17 protein-coding genes are annotated in these 22172 nt (G+C 74.1%); 11 read left to right on the forward strand and 6 right to left on the reverse strand.

Features of this window, described 5'->3' with window-relative positions; translation table 11 throughout:
• Positions 1 to 86: 86 nt before the first annotated feature.
• Both ACIPAE_RS15225 and ACIPAE_RS15230 read right to left on the reverse strand, forming a co-directional pair.
• Positions 87 to 1640: a phytoene desaturase family protein gene (locus ACIPAE_RS15225; RefSeq protein ID WP_402445409.1), complete on the reverse strand. Its 1554-nt coding sequence runs from the start codon at positions 1638 to 1640 to the stop codon at positions 87 to 89.
• Positions 1641 to 2420: 780 nt separating this feature from the next.
• Positions 2421 to 3044, reverse strand: coding sequence for a helix-turn-helix domain-containing protein (locus ACIPAE_RS15230; RefSeq protein WP_329370414.1), 624 nt, complete (start codon positions 3042 to 3044; stop codon positions 2421 to 2423).
• 169 nt (positions 3045 to 3213) lie between these two features.
• On the opposite strand from ACIPAE_RS15230, the gene ACIPAE_RS15235 reads away from it, so the two are divergent.
• The 3 genes from ACIPAE_RS15235 (at position 3214) to ACIPAE_RS15245 (ending at position 5302) form a co-directional block, all read left to right on the forward strand.
• Positions 3214 to 3747, forward strand: a complete 534-nt coding sequence (locus ACIPAE_RS15235; protein WP_402445412.1) for an SAV_6107 family HEPN domain-containing protein — start codon at positions 3214 to 3216, stop codon at positions 3745 to 3747.
• A gap of 68 nt (positions 3748 to 3815) precedes the next feature.
• Positions 3816 to 4598, forward strand: a complete 783-nt coding sequence (locus ACIPAE_RS15240) for a methyltransferase (RefSeq protein ID WP_402445414.1) — start codon at positions 3816 to 3818, stop codon at positions 4596 to 4598.
• A 269-nt stretch (positions 4599 to 4867) separates the two neighbouring features.
• Complete coding sequence (locus tag ACIPAE_RS15245) at positions 4868 to 5302, forward strand: DUF3040 domain-containing protein (RefSeq protein WP_328462988.1); 435 nt, start codon at positions 4868 to 4870, stop codon at positions 5300 to 5302.
• Between the two features lie 260 nt (positions 5303 to 5562).
• Here ACIPAE_RS15245 and ACIPAE_RS15250 read toward each other — a convergent pair whose 3' ends face one another.
• From ACIPAE_RS15250 to ACIPAE_RS15265, 4 genes are all read right to left on the reverse strand, one after another.
• Positions 5563 to 7962, reverse strand: coding sequence for a DUF3488 and DUF4129 domain-containing transglutaminase family protein (locus ACIPAE_RS15250; protein WP_402445416.1), 2400 nt, complete (start codon positions 7960 to 7962; stop codon positions 5563 to 5565).
• Entirely contained in the window at positions 7959 to 9650 is a 1692-nt protein-coding gene (locus ACIPAE_RS15255; protein ID WP_402445418.1) for a DUF58 domain-containing protein, read from the reverse strand. The genes ACIPAE_RS15250 and ACIPAE_RS15255 overlap by 4 nt, the downstream gene beginning before the upstream one ends.
• Complete coding sequence (locus ACIPAE_RS15260; RefSeq protein WP_328462983.1) at positions 9650 to 10693, reverse strand: MoxR family ATPase; 1044 nt, start codon at positions 10691 to 10693, stop codon at positions 9650 to 9652. The genes ACIPAE_RS15255 and ACIPAE_RS15260 overlap by 1 nt, the downstream gene beginning before the upstream one ends.
• Positions 10694 to 10844: 151 nt before the next feature.
• Positions 10845 to 11399 carry a carbonic anhydrase gene (locus ACIPAE_RS15265; RefSeq protein ID WP_329370422.1) on the reverse strand — a complete coding sequence of 185 codons (555 nt, stop codon included), beginning with the start codon at positions 11397 to 11399 and terminating at the stop codon, positions 10845 to 10847.
• Between the two features lie 198 nt (positions 11400 to 11597).
• Between ACIPAE_RS15265 and mraZ the strand changes: the two genes are divergently transcribed.
• The 8 genes from mraZ to murD all read left to right on the forward strand — a co-directional run bounded on the left by mraZ (position 11598) and on the right by murD (position 21977).
• Positions 11598 to 12038 carry a division/cell wall cluster transcriptional repressor MraZ gene (gene mraZ, locus ACIPAE_RS15270; protein WP_329370424.1) on the forward strand — a complete coding sequence of 147 codons (441 nt, stop codon included), beginning with the start codon at positions 11598 to 11600 and terminating at the stop codon, positions 12036 to 12038.
• Between the two features lie 328 nt (positions 12039 to 12366).
• Positions 12367 to 13335, forward strand: a complete 969-nt coding sequence (gene rsmH, locus ACIPAE_RS15275) for a 16S rRNA (cytosine(1402)-N(4))-methyltransferase RsmH (protein ID WP_329370425.1) — start codon at positions 12367 to 12369, stop codon at positions 13333 to 13335.
• Entirely contained in the window at positions 13332 to 14030 is a 699-nt protein-coding gene (locus ACIPAE_RS15280) for a hypothetical protein (RefSeq protein WP_402445421.1), read from the forward strand. Before rsmH ends, ACIPAE_RS15280 begins: the two co-directional genes overlap by 4 nt.
• A 4-nt stretch (positions 14031 to 14034) precedes the next feature.
• Positions 14035 to 16242 carry a peptidoglycan D,D-transpeptidase FtsI family protein gene (locus tag ACIPAE_RS15285; RefSeq protein ID WP_402445423.1) on the forward strand — a complete coding sequence of 736 codons (2208 nt, stop codon included), beginning with the start codon at positions 14035 to 14037 and terminating at the stop codon, positions 16240 to 16242.
• Positions 16239 to 17924, forward strand: coding sequence for a UDP-N-acetylmuramoyl-L-alanyl-D-glutamate--2,6-diaminopimelate ligase (locus ACIPAE_RS15290; RefSeq protein ID WP_329370429.1), 1686 nt, complete (start codon positions 16239 to 16241; stop codon positions 17922 to 17924). Before ACIPAE_RS15285 ends, ACIPAE_RS15290 begins: the two co-directional genes overlap by 4 nt.
• The gene (gene murF, locus ACIPAE_RS15295) at positions 17921 to 19372 is read left to right on the forward strand and encodes a UDP-N-acetylmuramoyl-tripeptide--D-alanyl-D-alanine ligase (protein ID WP_329370431.1); all 1452 of its coding nucleotides are present in this window, start codon (positions 17921 to 17923) and stop codon (positions 19370 to 19372) included. The genes ACIPAE_RS15290 and murF overlap by 4 nt, the downstream gene beginning before the upstream one ends.
• Positions 19369 to 20433 (forward strand): phospho-N-acetylmuramoyl-pentapeptide-transferase, encoded by a 1065-nt coding sequence (mraY, locus tag ACIPAE_RS15300; RefSeq protein ID WP_328462969.1) that lies wholly within the window; start codon positions 19369 to 19371, stop codon positions 20431 to 20433. Before murF ends, mraY begins: the two co-directional genes overlap by 4 nt.
• Positions 20434 to 20573: 140 nt before the next feature.
• Positions 20574 to 21977 carry a UDP-N-acetylmuramoyl-L-alanine--D-glutamate ligase gene (murD, locus tag ACIPAE_RS15305; RefSeq protein ID WP_329374379.1) on the forward strand — a complete coding sequence of 468 codons (1404 nt, stop codon included), beginning with the start codon at positions 20574 to 20576 and terminating at the stop codon, positions 21975 to 21977.
• Positions 21978 to 22172 lie beyond the last annotated feature (195 nt).

The raw sequence follows: 22172 nt of genomic DNA on the forward strand, positions 1-22172 counted from the left end.
GCTGCCGCGGGGGTTAACGATCTTGTTCCCGGGCTCGCGGTGGAAGGTGGGGCGCACCGGGCGCGTGCCCGGCGGCGGAGCGGAGGTCAGCGGCTGCCGCCCGGGCCGCCGGCCACGAGGTCGGCGACGATCGCCGCGGACATGCCCGCGTGCGGGAGCCCGCCGCCCGGGTGGGCCCAACCCCCCAGGAAGTAGAGCCCGTTGAAAGGCGTCCGGTTGGGCGGGCGGAAGAGGGCGCCGCCGGCCCCGGGGAGCGAGGGAACCGGCACCGAACCGCCCGCCGCCCCCGTCTCCCGCTCCACGTCCCGCGGGGTGCGGACCTCGCGCCACAACTCCCGCTCCCGCAGCCCGGGAACGGCCCGCTCCGCCACCTCCAGCATCCGCTCGGCGAACGCGTCCACGAAGTCCCCGCCGGACCAGTCCACCCCGGAGCCGGAGGTGGAGCCCGAGTGGGAACCGGAGTTGGTCCGCCCGGCGGCGTGCCGCGGCACCGTGGCCGTCACGGTGACCGCCTCGTGCCCGTCGTCCGGCCGCGTCGCCGGGTCGTCCGGTCGCAGCACGGTGACCGTCAGCGCCCCCGGCGCCGGCACCTCGGCCCGCCCGCGCCCGAACACCCAGTCCAGCGCGGCCCCCCGGTCCGCGGCGTGCACGACCGTACGGTGCGCCGCACCGGCCGGGCGCGAGCCGCGCAACGCCACGTGCACCGTGCAGCGCCCGGGCTCGTCGCGCGCCCCGGCGAGCGGCCGCAGGTCCTTCCCGCCCGACGGGAGGGTCTCCTGCGGGAGGCAGGGCAACGGCACGGACGCGGCCACCATGTCGGCGGCCCCGGTCGAGTGGTCGGTGAACCGGAGCCCGCGCACCCGTCCGTCGTGCACCTCCACGCCCCTCACCTCGGCGCCGAACCGGAACTCCACCTTCCGGGCCCGGCAGCGGGCGTACAGCGCGTCCGCGAGCGCCCGCATCCCGCCGCGGACGTACCAGACGCCGAACGACTGCTCCAGGTACGGCAGTACGGCCGCCGCCGCGGGCGCCGTACGCGGGTCGAGCCCGTTGCCGAGGGCGTACCACTCCAGCAGCGCGGCCGGGCGCGGATCACCGCCGAGCTCGTCCGCGGCCACGTCGGCCAGGTGCGGCGGGCGCCGCAGCAGGCCCTTGCGCCGGGCCGGGTACGGGTCCCTGGACAGCGGCTTCGGGTCCCCGAGCGGCTCCTCCAGCAGCGGCCTGCGGACGCCCTCCCACACCTGCCGCGCCCTCACCAGCACCTCGCTCCAGCGCTCGCCGCTGCCCGGGCCGAACGCGCCGTCCAGCGCCTCGATCACCCCCGAGCGGGAGGCGTTCGGCAGCGACACGTCGGTGCCGTCCGCGAAGACGTGGCGGCCGGCCGGGTCGGTCTGCACCAGCTCGACGCTGTCCTCCAGGCTCTCCCGGCCGGTTTTCACGAACAGGTCGCGGTAGACCGCGGGGAGCTGGAGCAGGCCCGGGCCGGTGTCGAACGCGAAGCCGTCCCGCACGAACGCGCCCACGCCTCCGCCGTACGTCTCCCCACGTTCGTACACCACCACGTCGTGCCCGCCCGTCGCGAGCCGCGCCGCCGCCGCCATCCCGGCCATCCCGGCGCCCACCACCGCAATCCGTCCCATGCGCCGAGCGTATCCACGCCGTGGGTTCAGCGATCCGCCCGGGTTGCCCCCTCCCCCCGCTGCCCGGACCTTGCGGTGGATGGGGGCTGGTCGCGCCGTTCCCCGCGCCCCTGGGTATGTGCGGGTACTCCGCGGTGCGGCTCCGCCGCGCCTGCCCCTTGCAGGGGGGTGCCGGATCTTCCCCCGGTGAGTGGCTGGTCGCGCAGTTCCCCGCGCCCCTGGGTGTCTGCGGCTCTTCCTGCGCGCGGCTCCGCCGGCCCTGCCCCGGGTGGCCTGCTGGTCGCGCAGTTCCCCGCGCCCCTGGGTAAGCCGACCTTCGTACGGAGTGGGGTGACGTGGTTGAGCAGCACTGTCTCCGCGGCGAACAGCCACAACGAAGGGGCGCGGGGAACTGCGCGACCAGCCGTCAAGCCGCAGAAGGTCCGGCAAACATCCGCAGCAGCAGCCTGGACGGCAGTCCGGCCCGGCCAAAGCCCGAGAGAAGCAAGCACACCCGGGCACCCCGAAGGAAGCGAGCTTCTTTTCACGGAGGAGCCGAGCGCAACCAGGGGCGCGGGGAACGGCGCGACAAGCCATAGGGGGACGTATGGTCCCGGGACGGGGGAAAGGGGCAGGACGGAGGGGCCTACCTAGGTAATGGGATGAGTAGCTGTACGGATGGCGAGGCCCGGCGCAGCCGGAAGAGTAGGGGGTGCGGAAGGGGCGCGGCCCGGACCCGCCGACACGGGGCGGCGGAAACGAGCACGCGGGCACCGACCGCAACGGGGGATGGCCCGCGGATCACCGAGCACAGCGGTGGGCCGCGGCGCCGCCCACCCGCCCCTGGAGCAACCGCGACAGCGCCTCGTGGACGTCGTCGAGGCTGCGCTCGGGCTGGAACGCCTGCCAGTCGAGCGCAGCGACCAGCACCATCCCGAAGAGCGCGGACGCGGTCAGCGGCACATCGATCTCGCCACTCACCTCGCCGCGTTCCATCGCCTCCCCCAGCACCTTCTCGACCACGGCGACCGCTTCCTGCCGGACGGTCATGAGCGTGTCCTGCCAGGTGCGGTTGGTCCGCCACAGCTCCGCGACGTACAGCTGCGTGAAGGACGGGTAGCGGGCGATGAAGGCGAGCCCCGAACGGATCATCGCGTCCAGCGCGTCGACCCGGCTGCCGCCGCGCGCCGCCGTCTCGTCCGCGGCCCGCCGCAGCGACACCGTCAGCAACCCGACGCCGTGCCGCAGCAGCTCCTCGAACAGCACGTTCTTGCTGGCGAAGTTGTAGTAGACGGTCCCCTTGGCGACCCCGGCGCGCTCGGCGATCTCGTCGACCGTGGTGGCGGAGAAGCCCTGCTCGGCGATGAGGGTGACGGCGGCCTCGAACAGCTTCTGCCGGGTGGCCTGGCGTCGTGCGGTGGTCATGGCCCTGATTCTGCCCGCACCGTGACGGCCGTGTTTCCACCGCATCACGGCGGCATGGCCCGGGATACGCGCGTAGCACGTGGGGTTCGCGCAGGTCAGAGCCGATTGTCAGTGGTGGCGTCGATGATGGGAAGCCGATGAGGAAGCAACGGAGACCAGGAGGTTCGCCATGGCCGTTCCCGCGATGCCGTTCGTGCCGCCGACCCCGCCCGTGCCCGCGCTGTCCGCGACACCCGGGGGCTTCGGCGCCCCGGCCGGTCCAGGCGCTCCCGCCGACATCCACCCCGTGCTGCGCCGCGCCGCCGCGTCCCCCGGCGCGCTCGACCTGCTCACCCAGGCACACATCGGACTTCAGGAGGCAGCCCTCCTCGAACCCCCGCACGAGCGGTACGCGACGGCCCACCTGGCCGCGCTGCGCACCGCCGCCGCCGTGCTCGCGGTGCGCGGCCGCCCCGAGCCCAACCCCCGCAAGCGCGGCCGCATCCGCAGCGTGTGGGAGGTGCTGCCCGAGGTCGCGCCCGAACTGGCCGAGTGGAGCGCCCTGTTCGCGGCCGGCGCCGAGCGCCGGGCGCGGGCCGACGCGGGCATAGCCGGCGCCGCCGGCCCGCGCGACGCCGACGACCTGCTGCGCTCCGCCGCCATGTTCCTGCGCCTAGTGGAACGCATGCTTCTGCTCCGGCCCGCGCCCGGCGGCACACCTTAGAGTTGGGGGTGCGACGGCCGACGCCGTCGGTCACGCAGCCAGCACCACCGCGAGGAGAGCCGCCCGCCATGTCCCGTGCAGGGTCCCGTCCAGGAGGGGTGGACCCGATCCGACCCCGTGCCAGCCTTCGTACCGCCGTGGTGTGGGAGGTGCTCCAGGGCGCCCTGGAGCGGCGCGCCAAGTCCTCGGACCGGCCGGCGCTCGACGTCCTCGACACCGGCGGCGGCACCGGCAACTTCGCGGTGCCCGTGGCCCGGCTCGGCCACCGCGTCACCGTCGTCGACCCGAGCCCGGACGCGCTGTTCGCCCTGGAGCGGCGGGCGGCCGAGGCCGGCGTCACCGACCAGGTCACCGGCGTCCAGGGCGACGTCCACGGCCTGCTCGGCGTGATCCGCCCCGGCGGATACGACATGGTGCTCTGCCACGGAGTGCTGGAGTACGTCGACGACCCCGCCGAAGGCGTGCGGAACGTGGTGGAGGCCCTCCGCCCGGCCGGCTCACTGAGTCTGCTCGCCGCCGGGCGCGGCGGCGCCGTGCTGGCCCGTGCGCTCGCCGGGCACTTCGGCGAGGCCCAGCAGGCGCTCCTTGACCCGGACGGCCGATACGGCGCGGCAGACTCCCTGCCCCGCCGCTTCACCGCCGACGACCTGACCCGCCTGGTCACCGACGCGGGCCTGCGCACGGCTTCCGTGCACGGTGTACGGGTCTTCGCCGACCTCGTGCCCGGGGTGCTGGTCGACACCGAGCCCGGCGCCGCGGAGGCGCTGCTGCGGCTGGAGCTGGCGGCGGCCGAGGAGCCCGGGTTCCACTCCGTCGCCACCCAGCTCCACGTCCTCGCCGAGCGCGACTGACCCGCCCCGCGGGGGTACTCCCGGGCGGAGCCCGGCCGCGGCCCCGGCCCGACCGGGGGCAGCGCGCACCGGACCGGGCCGCGGAGTCGGTCACAGGCCCGCCCGCGGCGTCATTCCTCACCGTATGCTGGCATGACGTGACGCTCGGCGGGGAAGAAGTGCCCCGTCGGATTGGCGCAGTGGGGTGGGTTTCACGGAGGGGAATCCCGCCTATCCTGAAAGGGTCGGACCGGTCGCGGCCCCGCGCGACCGACGAGTAGGAGGTCTCCGTGCCGCTCTCGGAGCACGAGCAGCGCATGCTCGAGCAAATGGAGCGAGCGCTGTACGCCGAAGATCCCAAGTTCGCGTCGGCGCTTGAGGGAAACGGAGTGCGCGCGTTCACCCGTCGTCGGGTCTACCTGGCCGTGCTCGGTTTCCTGTGCGGGATCGGGCTGCTCATGGGCGGCATGATCGCGCAACAGTCCTGGATCGGTGTGGTCGGCTTCCTGGTGATGCTGGCGTGTGCCGTGCTCGCGGTCACCGGTTGGCGTCGCGCCAACCGTCCGCCCGAGGCCGGGCCGCCCGGACCTCCCGGGCCCACCGCGGTCCCCGGGCACATCGGTCGCCGTTTCGGGGCCCGCCGTCGCCAGCAGCGCCGCGGCAAGGTCATGGACCGCATCGAGGAGCGGTGGCAGCGCCGCCGCGACCAGCAGCAGGGCCAGTAGCGGCCGGCAACGGCCGGCGGCCCGGCGGCCCGGCAGCCCAGCCGCACCTCGGTCGCACCGCTCACGACCGCAGGACCCAGGACCGTAAGACGCAGACGTAAGACGTAGGACCGTAAGCCGCACCACGCAGGACCGCACCACGCACGACCGCATGGCGTATGGCGCACCACGCACGACCGCACGCACAACGTAAGAAGGGCGCGCCCCCCGGTGGGGGCCGCGCCCTTTCTCACGTCTCGGATCGGCTCCGGCGTGCGCCCCTACGACACCTCCCGGGCCGCCCTCCTGCGCAGCGGCGCCGTGAGCCGCTGCCCGGTGGCCCGGGTGCGCGAGGCGAGCGCCGTCCAGCGGGCGGACAGCGCCCATCCGATCCGGGCCGCCGAACGCGGCAGCAGAGCCGCCCGCAGCCGCCCGCGCCGGTTCGTCCCGGCCTTCAGGCCCCGGCGGACACGCTGGACGTCCTCCGAGAGCCCGGGGACCGGCCGGGGCTGCGCGGCGTAGAGGGTCTGCTCCACGGCCGTGGCGAGCTTGGCGGCGGACTGCGCCGACTCACCCTCCAGGTGGCCGTCCCGCACCAGCCGGGCCATGGCCCGGCGGGGGGTTTCCGAGTCGTCCGGCGGGATGCCGTAGTCCCACCCGGTGTCGACGACCTCCCGCCACGCGGACAGCGCGAGCCCCTCGGGCCGGTCCCCGCCGCCGAGCCGGTGTCTGCGGACCCGCGAGCGCCACGTCAGCGGGGCGGTGAGCAGCAGCAGCACGATCAGCGCGGCCAGTACGACCAGCGCCGCCCGGCCGCCGCCGAAGCCGCCGCCGGAGCCGCTGCTCGCGGGCAGCGCGGCCTGCGAGCAGTCACTGCCCGATGTCGCGTCGCCCTGGTCGCAGCTCTGCGTCGGAGCGGGCGTGCCGGTCGTGGCGGGCGCCGAGGTGTGCGGCGCGAGGTCCTGCTGGTTGGGGTCACCGGTGGGGGAGGGGGCCACGGTGTAGTCGGGCGCGCTGCCGCGGTACGGCGTCGGCTCGAAGCGGGTCCAGCCGATCCCCTCGAAGTACAGCTCGGGCCAGGCGTGCGCGTCCTTCAGCCCCACCGACATCACCCCGTCGGCGTTGGCCTCGGGCGCGCCGGGGGTGAAGCCGATCGCGACCCGGGCCGGGATGTGCAGGGTGCGGGCCATCGCCGCCATGGTGAAGGCGAAGTGGACGCAGAAGCCCTCCTTCGTCTGAAGGAACCGGGCGATCGCGTCGACCCCGGTGCCCGCCTTGGCCTGCGTGTTGTACACGAACTGGCCGGAGGTGAAGTAGTTCTGGAGGTCGACGGCCTTCTGGTAGTCGCTGGTGGCGCCCCTGGTCTCGCGCAGCGCGGTCTGCTTGACGATCGACGGCAGCGAGCCGGGCACCTGCTCGTACTCCTTGGCGATCCGCCCGGTGGCCTCGGGGGCCGCGGCGAGCTGGGCGGCGGTCGGCTCGACCTGCATGCTGGCGACGGTGTAGCGCTGGCCGGCCGCGGTCTGGCCGTGCGCGCCGACGATCATCCGGCCCTCGGGCTGGTACTTCCAGTCGCCCGTGGTCCGCACGCTCGTCGCGGGGAACGGCACCGGCAGCATGCCCTGCACGTAGCTGTCGTCGACCCGCACCTGGGTGGTGGCGGTGGTGTACTTCACGTCCGCCGCCATGCCCTGGGGGCGCGGCAGCGCGTCCGGGAGGGCCTCGGTCGGCAGGTTCGACGGCGACCACTGCGTGCCGTCGAACTTGTCCAGCGCCGCGATCCGCAGGTACATGCCCGCGGCGGGTTTGGCGTTGGTGGTGTAGGTGAGCACCTCGCTGTTGCTCGGCTGGTTCAGGTTGTCCTGGAGGGCGGCGATCAGGTTGACCGAGCCGCCGCCTCGGCCGCCGATGCCGCTGCCGCCGCCGTGGCCGGAGGCGTCCAGCAGGCCGCCGCCGAGCGAGGGCAGCGCGGCGGGCGCGATCAGCGCGATACCCAGCGCCATCGCCCCGATCCGGCGGGCGCCGCGCACCGGTGTGGGCCTGGCCTGGCCGGCCTGGCCGCCGCCCCAGGCGTTGCGCGGCGGCGGGCTGCTGAACACCCGGCCCCAGCGGGACATCCGGTCCCGGCCCTCGGCGAGCAGCAGCAGGAGGTAGCCGGCCGCGGCCAGCAGGAAGTACAGCCAGGCGGCGCTGCCGCTGTCCAGGCCGGCGGCGACGGAGTACAGCGCGAGCAGTGGCAACCCGGCCGGGGCCGCGCTGTTGTAGGTGACCGCCATCGCGTCGACGGCGAGCGCGACGAGGGTCACGCCGCCGATCAGCAGGATTCTGATGCCGGGGGTCACCGGCGCGGGGATCGAGTAGTTCGAGACGTCGGTGATGCCCTGCTGGACCACCTGGCCCAGCTGCTGGAGGGCCTGCGGGCCCGGCAGCACGCCGCCCAGGGCCTGCTGGGAGGAGAACATCACCGTCAGCACGACCAGCGACAGCACCGCCTGGACCAGCACCGTCAGCGGCCTGGCCAGCGGTATCCGCCGGCACGCCGCGCCCACCGCGGACTGGAAGAGGACCAGCAGGATCGCCTTGGCGAACCACCCGCTGTCGTCGGTCAGCGGCAGCAACGCGGCGGCGGCCAGCAAGGAGGCCACCACCGCGCACACCGTGAGCCGTGCGCGTCCGCTCATCCCGCCGCCCCCGCTCCGCGCGGCGCCTGGTGCGCCTGCGCCGCTTGCGTCTCCTCGCGTGACCGGTAACGGTCCGCCTGCTGCCACAGTTCCGGCAACGCGGCGCCCGGCTGCACCTCCACCACGTTCCATCCCGCCTCGCGCAGCATCCGCACCGCGCGTTCGGTGCTGTCCGGCTCCGCGCCGTCGACGCCGGGCTGCACCGCGGACAGTTCCGGGCCGGGCCGGGCGCCCAGCTCGCGGGCCAGCCAGTCGTCGCTGTCCAGCACGAACGCCACGGCGCCGCCGGCCCGTTGCCGCATCCGCGCGATGGTGGCCGCCTGCTCCTGGTAGAGGTCGCCGAAGAACCCCACCAGCAGGCCCTCGTTGGCCGACCGCAGCACGTCGTACGCGGCCGCCAGGGTGTCGCCGTCGGAGTGGTCGACCACCGCGAGGGTGTCCAGCAGCAGCCCGGCCATGTCGCTGGAGTCGCCGCCGTAGCCGGAGGTGCCCTCGGGGCCCGGCACGCTGCTGCCGGTGTCGGTGAGCAGCCGCACCGCGAAGCCGCGCTCCAGCATGTGGGTGGTCACCGACGCGGCGCCGGACACCGCCCACTCGAAGGCGGAGTCGGGGCCGGCGCCGAAGTAGGCGTCCCTGCGGGTGTCGAGCAGCACGGTGCAGCGCGCCCGGTTCGGCTGCTCCTCGCGGCGCACCATCAGCTCGCCGTACTTCGCGGTGGACCGCCAGTGCACCCGGCGCAGGTCGTCGCCGTGCCGGTAGCCGCGCGGGATGACGTCGTCGTCGCCGGCCAGCGACAGCGCGCGGGTGCGGCTCTCGCCGTATCCGGAGGACTCGCCGGCCAGCCGCACCGGCGGCAGCGGCTCGACCTTGGGCACCACGGTGAGGGTGTCGAACGCGCTGAACGAGCGGGTCAGTTCGACCATCCCGAACGGGTCGGTCAGCCGCAGTTGCAGCGGGCCCAGCGGGTAGCGGCCGCGCAGGTCGGAGCGGACCCGGTAGGACACCTCGCGGTGGCCGCCGGGCTCCACCCGGTCCAGCACGAACCGGGGCCGCGGCCCGAGGACGTAGGGCACCCGGTCCTGGAGCATCAGCAGGCCGGTGGGCATCCGCGAGACGTTGTCCACCCGCAGGTGCACCCGCGCCTCGGACATCGCCGGCACCCGGGAGGGCGCCAGCCGCCGGCTGCCGGCCACCCGGTAGCGGGTGCGGTAGAGCACGGCCACGCACACCAGCGGCAGCGCGGCCAGCAGCAGCCCGACCCGCAGCAGGTCGGACTGGCCCAGGACGTACGAACAGGCGGCGGCGGCGACCCCGGCGGCGACGAACGACCGGCCGCGGGTGGTCAGTCCGCCCAGCGCCCGGCGGAAACCGCCGGTCGGCCGCTCGTCGTCGGACGAGGGCCCGACCGGCGGGACGCCCGGGGGCCGGGGGGCCGCGTAGGGCCCGGTCGCCTGGGACCCGCCGTACGGCCCGGCGCTGTCCGGTCCGGCGCCATGCTGTCCGGCACCGTGCCGTCCGGTGGGGTGCCGTCCCGGAGACCGGTGCCCGGAGCCGTAGGGACTGTCGCCGTACGGGCCGTCACCGTAGGGCCCGACGCCGTAGGGGCCGTCGCCGTACGGGCCCGCGGACGGTGCCCGCCCCGGTGGGCGGGAGCCCGGCGGGGGAGGCGGGGTGGCGGGCGAACCCATCACAGGCCCCGCGCGTCCGGCGTGCCCTGGGGTCGCCCGCCCGGCCGCTGCGGCCAGGCCCCGGCGCCGTTGCCGGCCGCCGGATCGGGCACCGGCACCCGCTGCACGATCTCGGTCACCACCTGCTCCGGCGTACGCCGGTTGAGCTGTGCCTGCGCGGTCGGCAGCAGCCGGTGCGCGAGGACCGAGGACGCCAGCGCCTGCACGTCGTCCGGCAGGACGTACTCACGGCCGTCCAGGGCCGCGGAGGCGCGGGCGGCCCGCACCAGGTGCAGCGTGGCGCGCGGGGAGGCGCCCAGCCGGAGGTCGGGGTGGCTGCGGGTGGCGCCGACGAGGGCGACCGCGTAGCGGCGGATCGGGTCGGCGACGTGCACCTGCCGGACCGCCTCGATCAGCTTCACGATGTCGTGCGCGTGCGCGACCGGTTGGAGGTCGTCCAGCGGGGAGACCCCGCCGTGCACGTCGAGCATCTTCAGCTCCGCCTCCGGGCTCGGGTAGCCGATCGACACCCGGGCGGTGAAACGGTCCCGCTGCGCCTCCGGCAGCGGATAGGTGCCCTCCATCTCCACCGGGTTCTGGGTGGCGATCACCATGAAGGGGCTGGGCAGTTCGTAGGTGGTGCCGTCGACGGTGACCTGGCGCTCCTCCATCGACTCCAGCAGCGCCGACTGCGTCTTCGGCGAGGCGCGGTTGATCTCGTCGCCGACCACGATCTGCGCGAAGATCGCCCCGGGTTTGAACTCGAAGTCCCGCTGCTGCTGGTCGAAGACGCTCACGCCGGTGATGTCCGACGGCAGCAGGTCGGGAGTGAACTGGATACGCCGTACGGAGCAGTCGATCGACCGCGCCAGGGCCTTGGACAGCATGGTCTTGCCCACGCCCGGCACGTCCTCGATCAGCAGATGCCCCTCCGCCAGCAGAACGGTCAGTGCGATGCGTACGACCTCGGGCTTGCCCTCGATCACGTTCTCCACGCTCCGGCGCACCCGCTCCGCGGTCGTGGTCAGATCGCTCAGTTCCGCTCGAGCGTCAAAGGTCGTCACCCGGTACTCCTCGGCCTGTTCCATTGGGGCCCCAGGGTCTCGGTCGTCCCTGGACCGCGGCCCTCCCCGATTGCGCAACGCCCGCCGGAGGCGAGACGTGCCGCACGGTGCATTCTTCCCTTACGGGGAGGGCCGCGTCACTCGCCTGCCGTTACTTGTTCGTGATTTCCCGCAGCAGGCCGGTGTGCACGTCGAAGACGAAGCCGCGCACGTCGCCGGTGTGGGCCAGGAACGGGGAGGTCCGCACCCGGGCCATGGACTGCCGCACGTCCTGGTCGATGTCGGTGAACGCCTCGACCGCCCAGGTGGGCCGCTGGCCGACCTCGTGTTCCAGATCGGTGCGGAAGTCCTCGGTGATGGTCTGCATGCCGCAGTTGGTGTGGTGGATGAGTACGACGGAGCGTGTACCCAGCGCGCGCTGGCTGATGGCAAGGGACCGGATGGTGTCGTCGGTGACCACACCGCCGGCGTTGCGGATGGTGTGGCAGTCGCCCAACTCCAGGCCGAGCGCCTTGTGGAGGTCGAGGCGGGCGTCCATGCAGGCGACGACCGCCACCCTCAGGACGGGGGCGGCGCCCATGCCGGGGTCGGTGAACTGTTCGGCGTAGCGCTGGTTGGCGGTGACCAGCCGGTCGGTCACGGAAGCGTCGGCGCCCTGGTCTTCGGGGGCGGGGGGATTCGCGGGGGCGCTGGCATGTATCGACATGTCTATGACGGTATCCGAGCCTGCCGGGACCGCATCGGCGCGCCCGCCCCCGCAGGGCCGCGTGCCGGGGAGTGTGCCCGGGCGTACGGAGGGGCGCACGAGGCGTACGGAGGGGCGCGCCCGGGCGCGGCCGCCGTTGACGGTGGGGCATGGTGGAGTAAAGTGGCGCGAAGTGGTGCCGTCTGCGGGAGGTGTGCCGTGTTCCTGGGATTCCTCGGGACGTACACCCCGCGGCTGGACGACAAGAACCGGCTGGTGCTGCCGTCCCGGTTCCGCGAGCAGCTCGCCGACGGACTGGTGATCACCCGCGGGCAGGAGCGCTGCCTGTACGTATGGCCGGTGGAGGGCTTCCGGGCCGCCACCGAGCAGCTGTCCACCGCGCCGCTCACCTCCAAGGCCGCCCGTGACTACCTGCGGGTGCTGTTCGCCGGTGCGCATGACGAAGTGCCGGACAAGCAGGGCCGGGTGACGGTCCCGCAGCCGCTGCGGGACTACGCGGGCCTGGTCCGGGAGTGCGCGGTGATCGGCGCGAACACCCGGGTGGAGATCTGGTCGGCGGAGGCGTGGGAGCGGTATCTGGCAGACCAGGAAGACACCTTTTCGGCCCTGTCACAGGAGGTTCCGACCGGATTACTGTGAGCGCGGCCCCGCCCCGACGAGGGGCGCGCACCACTTCGTCCCACCCCGGTGCGGACGCGCGGCCCGGCCTCCTCCCGCTCCCCGGCTCCGCTGGCACCACTTCCCCGGTGCCAGGGGAACGTTTCTCCCGAGCGGGCGGGGACCAGGTTCCGCGTCCACCGAGCCGCTGCCGGCCGTAGCGTGTCCGTCGTGCTTGTCTGGCAGGCGACGTTCCTTCGCCGGACCGCCGGACCGCCGACCCGACCCGTACGACCCCGTACGACCGTCCCCACCGTTCGACGCCGTTCCCGACCGTGCGACGCCGTCCCTACCGTTCGATAAGGGCCACATGAGCAACCCGTCCCCGTCCCCGCGGCACATCCCGGTGATGCTGCGGCGCTGCCTCGACCTGCTGGCCCCCGCGCTCGCGCTGCCCGGCGCCGTCGTGGTCGACGCCACGCTGGGGCTCGGCGGGCACAGCGAGGCGCTGCTGACCACCTTCCCCGCCTGCCGGTTGATCGCGGTGGACCGCGACCCGGCCGCGCTGAAGCTCGCCGGGGAGCGGCTGGCGCCGTTCGGGGAGCGCGCCACTCTCGTGCACGCGGTATACGACGAACTGCCCGACGTGCTGGAGCGGCTGCGGGTGCCGCGGGTGCAGGGCGTGCTCTTCGACCTCGGGGTGTCCTCGATGCAGCTGGACGAGGCCGACCGCGGCTTCGCCTACTCCCAGGACGCGCCGCTGGACATGCGGATGGACCAGTCCACCGGGATCAGCGCCGCGGAGGTGCTGAACACCTATCCGCCCGGTGAGCTGGTGCGCATCCTGCGGGCGTACGGCGAGGAGAAGTTCGCCCGCAAGATCGTGGACGCGGTGGTGCGCGAGCGCGAGCGGGAGCCGTTCAGCGGCAGCGCGCGGCTGGTCGACGTGATCCGGCAGGCGCTGCCGCAGGCCGCCAAGCGGACCGGCGGAAACCCGGCGAAGCGCACCTTCCAGGCGCTGCGGATCGAGGTCAACGGCGAGCTGTCGGTGCTGGAGCGGGCCGTTCCCGCGGCGGTGGCCGCGCTGGCGGTGGGCGGCCGGATCGCCGTGCTGTCGTACCACTCGCTGGAGGACCGGCTGGTCAAGCAGGTCTTCGCGGCCGGTGCCGCGCACTCCGCGCCGCCGGGCCTGCCGGTGGTGCCCGAGCAGTACCAGCCCCGGCTGAAGCTGCTCACCCGCGGCGCCGAACTGCCGGGCGAGGACGAGATCGCCGAGAACCGCCGGGCCGCGCCGGCCCGGCTGCGCGGTGCGGAGCGCATCCGGGAGGACGTGCGATGAGCGGCGGCGCGGGACGCGACGGGCGACGCACGGGCCGCGGCACCGTACGTGACGCGGTGCGCGGCAGCGCCCTGGGCGCGCGGCTGGGCGCCGGGCGGTCCGCAACCGCGCGGCGCACCCCGTTCGTCGTTCTGGTCGTGACGCTGCTCGCCGGGGGACTCATCTCGCTGCTGATGCTCAACGCGGCCCTGAACCGGGACTCGTTCAAGCTCGACAAGCTCCAGGACCAGACGACCCACTACACCGACCAGCAGCAGCAGCTCCAGCAGGAGGTCGACGGCTACTCGGCGCCGGACTCGCTGGAGCAGCGGGCCCGCGAGCTGGGCATGGTGCCCGGCGGCGACCCGGCCTTCCTCGACCCGAACGGCAAGGTGCAGGGCTCGCCTTCGCCCGCGACCGCCCCGCCCGCGCCCCCGCCGACGACGACCGCGCAGCCGCCCACGACGACGCCGGCCAACCCGGCCACCGGGTCCACCTCGTCCGGCACGAATCCGGTGGGGACGGCCGCGAACCCGGCGGGGACGGCGGACCCGGGCGAGGCCGGCACCCCGACGGGCACCGCGCCGGTGAACGGCACCTCGTCGCGCACCACGCGGTCGACCACCTCCTCGTCGACCACTTCCACCAGCGGCCCGACCTCGACGACGTCCACTACGTCCTCGACCTCCACGACGACCCCGACCCCCGGCAGGTGAGCGCGTGACCCCTCGCGACGACGCAGACCGCCCGCGCGGCGACGGCCCCCGGCGGCCGTCCTCCTCCGGCGGCGCCGGCGGTGCGAGCCGGGAGGGGGGCAGGGACGCCGGCGCGGCACGCGACGCCCGGTACGGCGGGGGCCGGGACGGCTCGGCGCCGCGCCCGCAGGCCCGCCGCACCGCCCGCCCCACCGCGCCCCGCCCCGACGCCGACCCCGCGGACGGCGGCCGGCCCCGCGCCCCGCGCGTACCGCGTCCCGGCGGTGCGGGCGGCTCCGGCGGCTCGGGCGCCCCCGGCCCCCGTCGCGCCCGCCCGCCGCGCCCCGCCGGCCGTTCGCCCCGCCTGCGGCCCCCGCAGCCGGGCGGCCCCCGGGCGGTCCGCCTCGGCGCCGTCCGCCCGCGGCTGCGGCTGGTCGGAGTCGTGCTGACGCTGGTGATGTCGGTGTTCGTGGTGCGGCTGCTCCAGGTGCAGGCGGTCGACGCGTCCGCGTACGCCGCCAAGGCGGCCGTCAACCGCTGGGTCACCCACGAGGTCACCGCCGACCGCGGCACCATCACCGACCGCTCCGGCGTGGACCTGGCGACCACCGTGGACGCCTACGACATCACCGCGGACCCGTACCTGTTCACGCCCGCGCAGGCGAAGGTGAACGACGCGCCGCAGCAGGCCGCGCAACTGCTCGCGCCGATCGTCGGCGGCGACGCCACGAAGATCGCCCAGCAGCTCGCCACCCCGAACTCCCGCTACCAGATCATCGCCCAGCAGCAGTCCCCGCAGGCGTGGAACCAGATCCAGGACCTGAAGTCCACCCTCGCCGCCAAGGGCCCGAACGCCAACGTGCTCGCCGGGATCTTCCACGTACCGCACTCCAAGCGGGTCTACCCGGCCGGCGACCTGGCCGCGGGCGTCGTCGGCTTCGTCAACAGCCAGGGGCAGGGCGCGGGCGGCCTGGAGTCCATGCTCGACAAGGAACTCGCCGGGAAGAACGGCAAGATCCGCTACGCGCAGTCCGACGGCCGCCAGGTGCCCACCGCCGGCAGCCAGGAGCAGCCCGCCGTGCCCGGCACCGACGTGCAGCTCACCCTCGACCGCGACATCCAGTGGGCCGCCCAGAGCGCCATCACCAAGCAGGTGCAGAAGTCCAAGGCGGACCGCGGCTACGTCATCGTGCAGGACCCCCGCACCGGCCAGGTGCTCGCGATGGCCGACGCCCCCGGCTTCAACCCCAACGACCTGACGCACGCCGACCCCGCGTCGCTCGGCAACGCGGCGATGCAGGACGCCTACGAGCCCGGCAGCGTCAGCAAGCTGATGTCGATGTCCGCGATCATCGACACCGGCGCGGCCACCCCCACCACCCGCGTCACCGTGCCCGGCACCCTGCCGCGCGCCGACCGGATCTTCCACGACGACGTCGACCACGGCACCTGGTACCTCACCCTCAACGGGGTGCTCGCCAAGTCCAGCAACATCGGCACCATCGAGGCCAGCGGCCAGCTCGGCAAGACCCAGCCGCAGGCCAACCAGGTGCTCTACGACTACCTGCGGAAGTTCGGCATCGGCCAGCCCACCGGCATCGGCTTCCCCGGCGAGACCCCCGGCATCCTCGCCAAGCCCCAGAAGTGGAACGCCTCGCAGCAGTACACCATCCCGTTCGGCCAGGGCCTGTCGGTCAACGCGCTCCAGGCCACCTCGGTCTACTCCACGATCGCCAACGGCGGGGTACGGGTCGAGCCCAGCCTGATCCGCGGCACCACCGGCCCCGACGGCCGGTTCGTGCCCGCCGCCGCCCCGAAGAAGACCCGGGTGGTGTCCGCGCAGACCGCCAGGACCGTCTCGCAGATGCTGGAGTCGGTGGTCGGCAGCGAGCAGGGCACCGGCATCAACGCCCGGATCGACGGCTACCGGGTCGCCGGCAAGACCGGTACGGCCAACCGGGTGGACCCGCTGACCGGCCGCTACAAGGGCTACACCTCCTCCTTCCTCGGCTTCGCACCGGCCGACAAACCGCGCGTGACGATCTCCTGCGTGATCCAGAACCCCACGAAGGGCAGCTACTTCGGCGGCGACATCTGCGGCCCGGTCTTCAAGCAGGTCATGCAGTTCGCGCTCAAGTCCCTGGGCGTGCCGCCGTCCGGCGCCCCCGCCCCGAAGCTGCCGGTCACCTGGAACCCGTCCGACCCGGCCACCAACGACAAGAAAGTCGGGTGATCACCATCGGCCGCCGATCCACCCCGCCCGCGCCTCCCGCGCCCGGCGGCACCACCAGGCACGACAGCGGTCGTTTTGGCCCGGACCCCGGCTCGCCGGGTAACCTCGCCGCCGTGCCCACAGCTGATCAACCCACCCTCAGACAGCCGGGTGCACCGCGCCCGGCGCACGTGCGCCCCACACCGCTGGCCGACCTCGCCCGCCGCCTCGGCCCCTCCGCGGCCGCGCCGGCGGACGACGGCCCGCAGGTCACCGGCATCACCCACGACTCCCGCGCGGTCCGCCCCGGCGACCTGTACGCGGCCCTGCCCGGCGCCCACGTGCACGGCGCCGACTTCGCCGCGCAGGCCGCCCAGGCCGGCGCGGTGGCCGTACTGACCGATCCCGACGGCACCGAACGCGCGGCAGCGACCGGGCTGCCGGTGCTCACCGCGGCCGACCCGCGCGCCGAGATGGGCGAGCTCGCCGCCGTCGTCTACGGCCGCCCCGGCGAGGGCATGCTGCGGATCGGCATCACCGGGACCTCCGGTAAGACCACCACCTCCTACCTCGCCGAGGGGGGCCTGCGGGCCGGCCACGCGGCCGGCCGCACCGGTCTGATCGGCACCGTCGAGACCCGGATCGGCGACGAGCGGATCAAGAGCGAGCGCACCACCCCCGAGGCCACCGACCTCCAGGCGCTCTTCGCGGTGATGCGCGAACGCGGCGTGGACGCGGCGGTCATGGAGGTCTCCAGCCACGCCCTGATCCTCGGCCGGGTCGACGGCACCGTCTTCGACGTCGCGGTCTTCACCAACCTCAGCCCGGAGCACATGGAGTTCCACTCCGGCATGGAGGACTACTTCCAGGCCAAGGCGCGGCTGTTCACCCCGCAGCGCAGCCGCCTGGGCGTGGTCAACCTCGACGACGAGTACGGCCGCCGGCTCGTCGCGGAGGCCGGCGTGCCGCTGGTGACGTTCTCCGCGCAGGGCAGCCTCGACGCCGACTGGCGGGCCGAGGACGTCCGGGCCGGCCTGATGGACAGCCGCTTCACCGCGATCGGCCCCAAGGGCGAGCGGGTGCAGGCGGTGGCGCCGCTGCCCGGCCCGTTCAACGTCGCCAACACCCTCGCCGCGCTGGCCGCCCTGGCCGCCGCCGGCCTCGACCCGCAGACCGCCGCCGACGGCATCGCCGCCGTCCCCGGCGTCCCGGGCCGGCTGGAGCGGGTCGACGCCGGACAGCCCTACCTCGCGGTCGTGGACTACGCCCACAAGACCGACGCCGTCGAGTCGGTGCTGCGCGCGCTGCGCACCACCACCGACGGCCGTATCCACGCCGTGCTCGGCTGCGGCGGCGACCGGGACGCCACCAAGCGCGCTCCCATGGGCGCGGCCGTCGCCCGGCTCGCCGACACCGCCGTGCTCACGTCCGACAACCCCCGCTCGGAGGACCCGCTGCAGATCCTCAGCGCGATGCTCGCCGGCGCGGCGCAAGTGCCGGCCGCACAGCGCGGACACGTCATCGTCGAACCCGACCGGGCCGCCGCGGTGGCCGCCGCCGTCGCGCTCGCGCGGCCCGGCGACATCGTGCTGGTGGCCGGCAAGGGACATGAGCAGGGCCAGGACATCGCCGGAGAGGTGCGCCCCTTCGACGACCGAGAGGTGCTGCGCGCCGCGATCGATAAGGACCGACAAGAACAGTGATCCCTCTCACCCTCGCCGAGGTCGCACGTGCGGTCGGCGGGAGCACGCACGACATACCGGACAGTGCGGTACGCGTCACGGGTCCGGTGGTCAAGGACTCCCGCGAGGTGGTCCCCGGCGCCCTGTTCGTCGCGTTCGCCGGAGAGCGCTCGGACGGCCACGACTTCGCCGCCGGGGCGGTCGCCGACGGGGCGGTGGCGGTGCTCGCGTCCCGACCGGTCGGCGTGCCCGCCATCGTGGTGGACGACGTCCAGGCCGCGCTCGGCGCGCTCGCCCGGCACGTCATCGAGCAGTTGGGCGCGACCGTGGTGGCGCTCACCGGCTCGGCCGGCAAGACCAGCACCAAGGACCTGCTCGCGCAGCTCCTGGAGCGCCTGGCACCGACGGTGTGGACACCCGGCTCCTTCAACAACGAGATCGGGCTGCCGCTGACCGCGCTCAGCGCCGACGAGGGCACCCGGCACCTGGTGCTGGAGATGGGCGCCCGCGGCATCGGCCACATCGCCTACCTGACCGGGCTCACCCCGCCCCGGATCGGCCTGGTGCTCAACGTGGGCAGCGCGCACATCGGCGAGTTCGGCGGCCGCGAGCAGATCGCGCAGGCCAAGGGCGAACTCGTGGAGGCGCTGCCGGCCGAGGCCGAGGGCGGCATCGCCGTGCTCAACGCCGACGATCCGCTGGTGAGTGCCATGCGCACCCGAACCAAGGCGAAAGTGGTGACCTTCGGCGAAGCCCCCGAAGCGGACGTACGCGCCGAGAACGTGACGCTGGGCGCCGACGGCCGCCCCCACTTCACGCTGCGCACACCCTCCGGGTGCGCCGAAGTGACCTTGCGCCTGTACGGTGAGCATCACGTGTCGAACGCGCTCGCCGCGGCCGCCGTCGCCCGTGAACTCGGCATGCCTGTCGAGGAGATCGCCACCGCGCTCTCCGCGGCCGGCACGCTCTCGCGCTGGCGGATGGAGGTCACCGAGCTGCCCGACGGCGTGACGGTCATCAATGACGCCTACAACGCGAACCCGGAATCCATGAGGGCAGCCCTGCGGACACTCGCGGCGATGGGCAGCTCCGCACAGGCTCGGGGGGGCCGTACGTGGGCGGTGCTGGGCAAGATGGCCGAACTCGGTGAGCAGTCGCTCGCGGAGCACGACGCGGTGGGGCGGCTGGCCGTCCGACTCAACGTCAGCAAGCTCGTGGCCGTCGGCGGCACGGAAGCCGCATGGCTGCAAATGGGCGCCTACAACGAGGGTTCGTGGGGTGAGGAGTCGGTGCACGTGTCCGACGCGGAGGCGGCGGTCGACCTGGTGCGCGCAGGGGCGCGGCCGGGAGATGTCGTGCTGGTCAAGGCATCGAGGTCGGTCGGACTTGAGTCCGTCGCCCTCGCGCTGATCGAGGCCGGCGGCGGCGCCGACGGCCCGGGAGCGGCCCGCGAGGGTGCCACCCGATGAAGCAGATCCTCGTCTCCGGCGTCCTGGGACTGTTCCTGTCGCTGTTCGGCACCCCCCTGCTGATCCGCCTGCTGGCCCGCAAGGGCTACGGGCAGATGATCCGGGACGACGGCCCGAAGACCCACCACAGCAAGCGCGGCACGCCCACCATGGGCGGTATCGCGTTCATCCTGGCCACGGTGATCGCGTATGTGGTCACCAAGCTGGCCACCGGTGACAAGCCCACCGTCTCCGGTGTGCTGGTGCTGTTCCTGACCGTCGGCATGGGCCTGGTCGGCTTCCTCGACGACTACATCAAGATCGTCAAGCAGCGCAGCCTGGGCCTGCGGGCCAAGGCGAAGATGGCCGGCCAGCTCATCGTCGGCATCGGCTTCGCGGTGCTCGCGCTGAACTTCCACGACTCGCGCGGCCAGACCCCGGCGTCCACGAAGCTCTCCTTCACCTCGGACTTCGGCTGGTCGATCGGCCCGGTCATCTTCGTGATCTGGGCGCTGTTCATGATCCTGGCGATGTCCAACGGCGTGAACCTCACCGACGGCCTCGACGGCCTGGCCACCGGCGCGTCCGTGATGGTCTTCGCCGCCTACACCGTCATCGGCGTGTGGCAGCACGGCGAGTGGTGCGGCGCCCCGGTCAGCGCCAACGGTGCCTGCTACGAGGTGCGCGACCCGCTCGACCTGGCCGTGGTGGCCGCCGCGCTGATGGGCGCCTGCTTCGGCTTCCTGTGGTGGAACACCTCGCCGGCGAAGATCTTCATGGGCGACACCGGCTCGCTCGCCCTCGGCGGGGCGCTGGCCGGTCTGGCGATCTGCTCCCGCACCGAGTTGCTGATGGCCATCCTGGGCGGCCTGTTCGTCCTGATCACCATGTCCGTGGTCATCCAGGTCGGCTCCTTCCGCCTCACCGGCAAGCGGGTCTTCCGCATGGCGCCACTCCAGCACCACTTCGAACTCAAGGGCTGGAGCGAGGTCCTGATCGTGGTCCGGTTCTGGATCATCCAGGGCATGTGCATGGCGGTCGGCCTCGGCCTGTTCTACGCGGCCTGGGTGGCGGCGTCGTGACGGGCACTCAGCCCGGTGCCGGCGGCCCGGCCGGGTCCGGGCAGAGCCCGGCCCGGTCCGAGGACGGCCCGGCCCGGTTCGACGACCCGGCCGACTTCAAGGATGCCCGGGTCACCGTCGCCGGGCTCGGCGTCTCCGGGGTGCCCGCGGCGAAGGCGCTGCACCACCTCGGCGCCCGCGTCACCGTGGTCAACGGCCCGGCCGGCGACAAGCAGCACGCCGAAGCGGCCGAACTGGAGGCACTCGGCATCGCCGTACGCCTCGGCGACGCCGACACCCTCCCCGACGGCACCGAACTGGTCGTCACCAGCCCCGGCTGGAAGCCGTCCAGCCCGCTGTTCGCGGCGGCCGGGGCCGCGGGCGTGCAGGTGTGGGGCGACGTCGAACTCGCCTGGCGGCTCCGCGGACCCGGCGCGGCACCGTGGCTGGCCATCACCGGCACCAACGGCAAGACCACCGCCACCCGCATGCTCGCCGCGATCCTCACCGCGGCGGGCCTGCGCACCGCGGCCGTCGGCAACATCGGCGTCTCGCTCTTCGACGTCATCCTCGGCGACCAGGAGGGCGGTCCTTACGACGTCCTCGCCGTCGAACTGTCCAGCTACCAGCTCCACTGGGCGCCGAGCATCCGCCCGCACTCCGCGGCCGTGCTCAACCTCGCGCCCGACCACCTCGACTGGCACGGCTCGATGGCCGCGTACGCCGCGGACAAGGGCCGGATCTACACGGGCAACCAGGTCGCCTGCGTGTACAACGCGGCCGACCCGGAGACCGAGCGGCTGGTCCGCGAGGCCGACGTCGAGGAGGGCTGCCGGGCGATCGGCTTCACCCTCCAGGCGCCCACGCCCTCCCAGTTCGGCGTGGTCGACGGCATCCTGGTGGACCGCGCGTTCGTCGAGGACCGGCAGCACCAGGCGCAGGAACTCGCCGAGGTCGCGGACGTCCGCCCGCCCGCGCCGCACAACATCGCCAACGCGCTGGCCGCAGCCGCGCTCGCCCGCGCCTACGGGGTCCGGCCGGACGCCGTCCGCGAAGGGCTGCGGGCCTTCCGGCCCGACGCCCACCGCATCGCCGAGGTCGCCGTCGTCGACGGCGTCACCTACGTCGACGACTCCAAGGCCACCAACACGCACGCCGCCGAGGCGTCGCTGACGTCGTACCCGTCGGTGGTGTGGCTGGCGGGGGGCCTCGCCAAGGGCGCGGAGTTCGACGAGCTGGCCGCGGCGGCCGCGTCCCGGCTGCGGGCGGCGGTCCTGTTCGGCGCCGACCGGGCGGTGATCCGCGAAGCGCTCGCGCGACACGCCCCGCAGGTACCCGTGGTGGAGCTGGAACGGACCGACACTGGGGCGATGTCCGCCGCCGTCGGCACGGCCCGCGACCTCGCCCAGCCGGGCGACACGGTCCTGCTCGCCCCGGCCTGCGCGTCGATGGACATGTTCACCAACTACAACCAGCGCGGTGACGTGTTCGCCGAGGCGGTACGCGCCCTCGCCGCCCGTGGCGGCGGACCGGAGGAGGCCGGCCCGGCCGACCACGGCCGCTGACCCGCGGTCCCGGCTCGGGACGGCGGCCGGCCGTACCCGCGCACCGAGGAGGGGACGCATGCCGCGAGACCGCTTCACCGCCCACGGCGGCGAGGACCGTCCGCCCCCGTCCGGCCGCCGCCCGGCCGACGGCGCGTCCCCGCGTACCCCCGGCCCGGACCGGCTCCCGCCGGCCGGGCGCAGCGGCGGCGGCGC

This window comes from Streptomyces sp. NPDC087270 (genome assembly GCF_044744625.1).
In the GTDB taxonomy this organism is placed as follows: Bacteria; Actinomycetota; Actinomycetes; order Streptomycetales; family Streptomycetaceae; genus Actinacidiphila.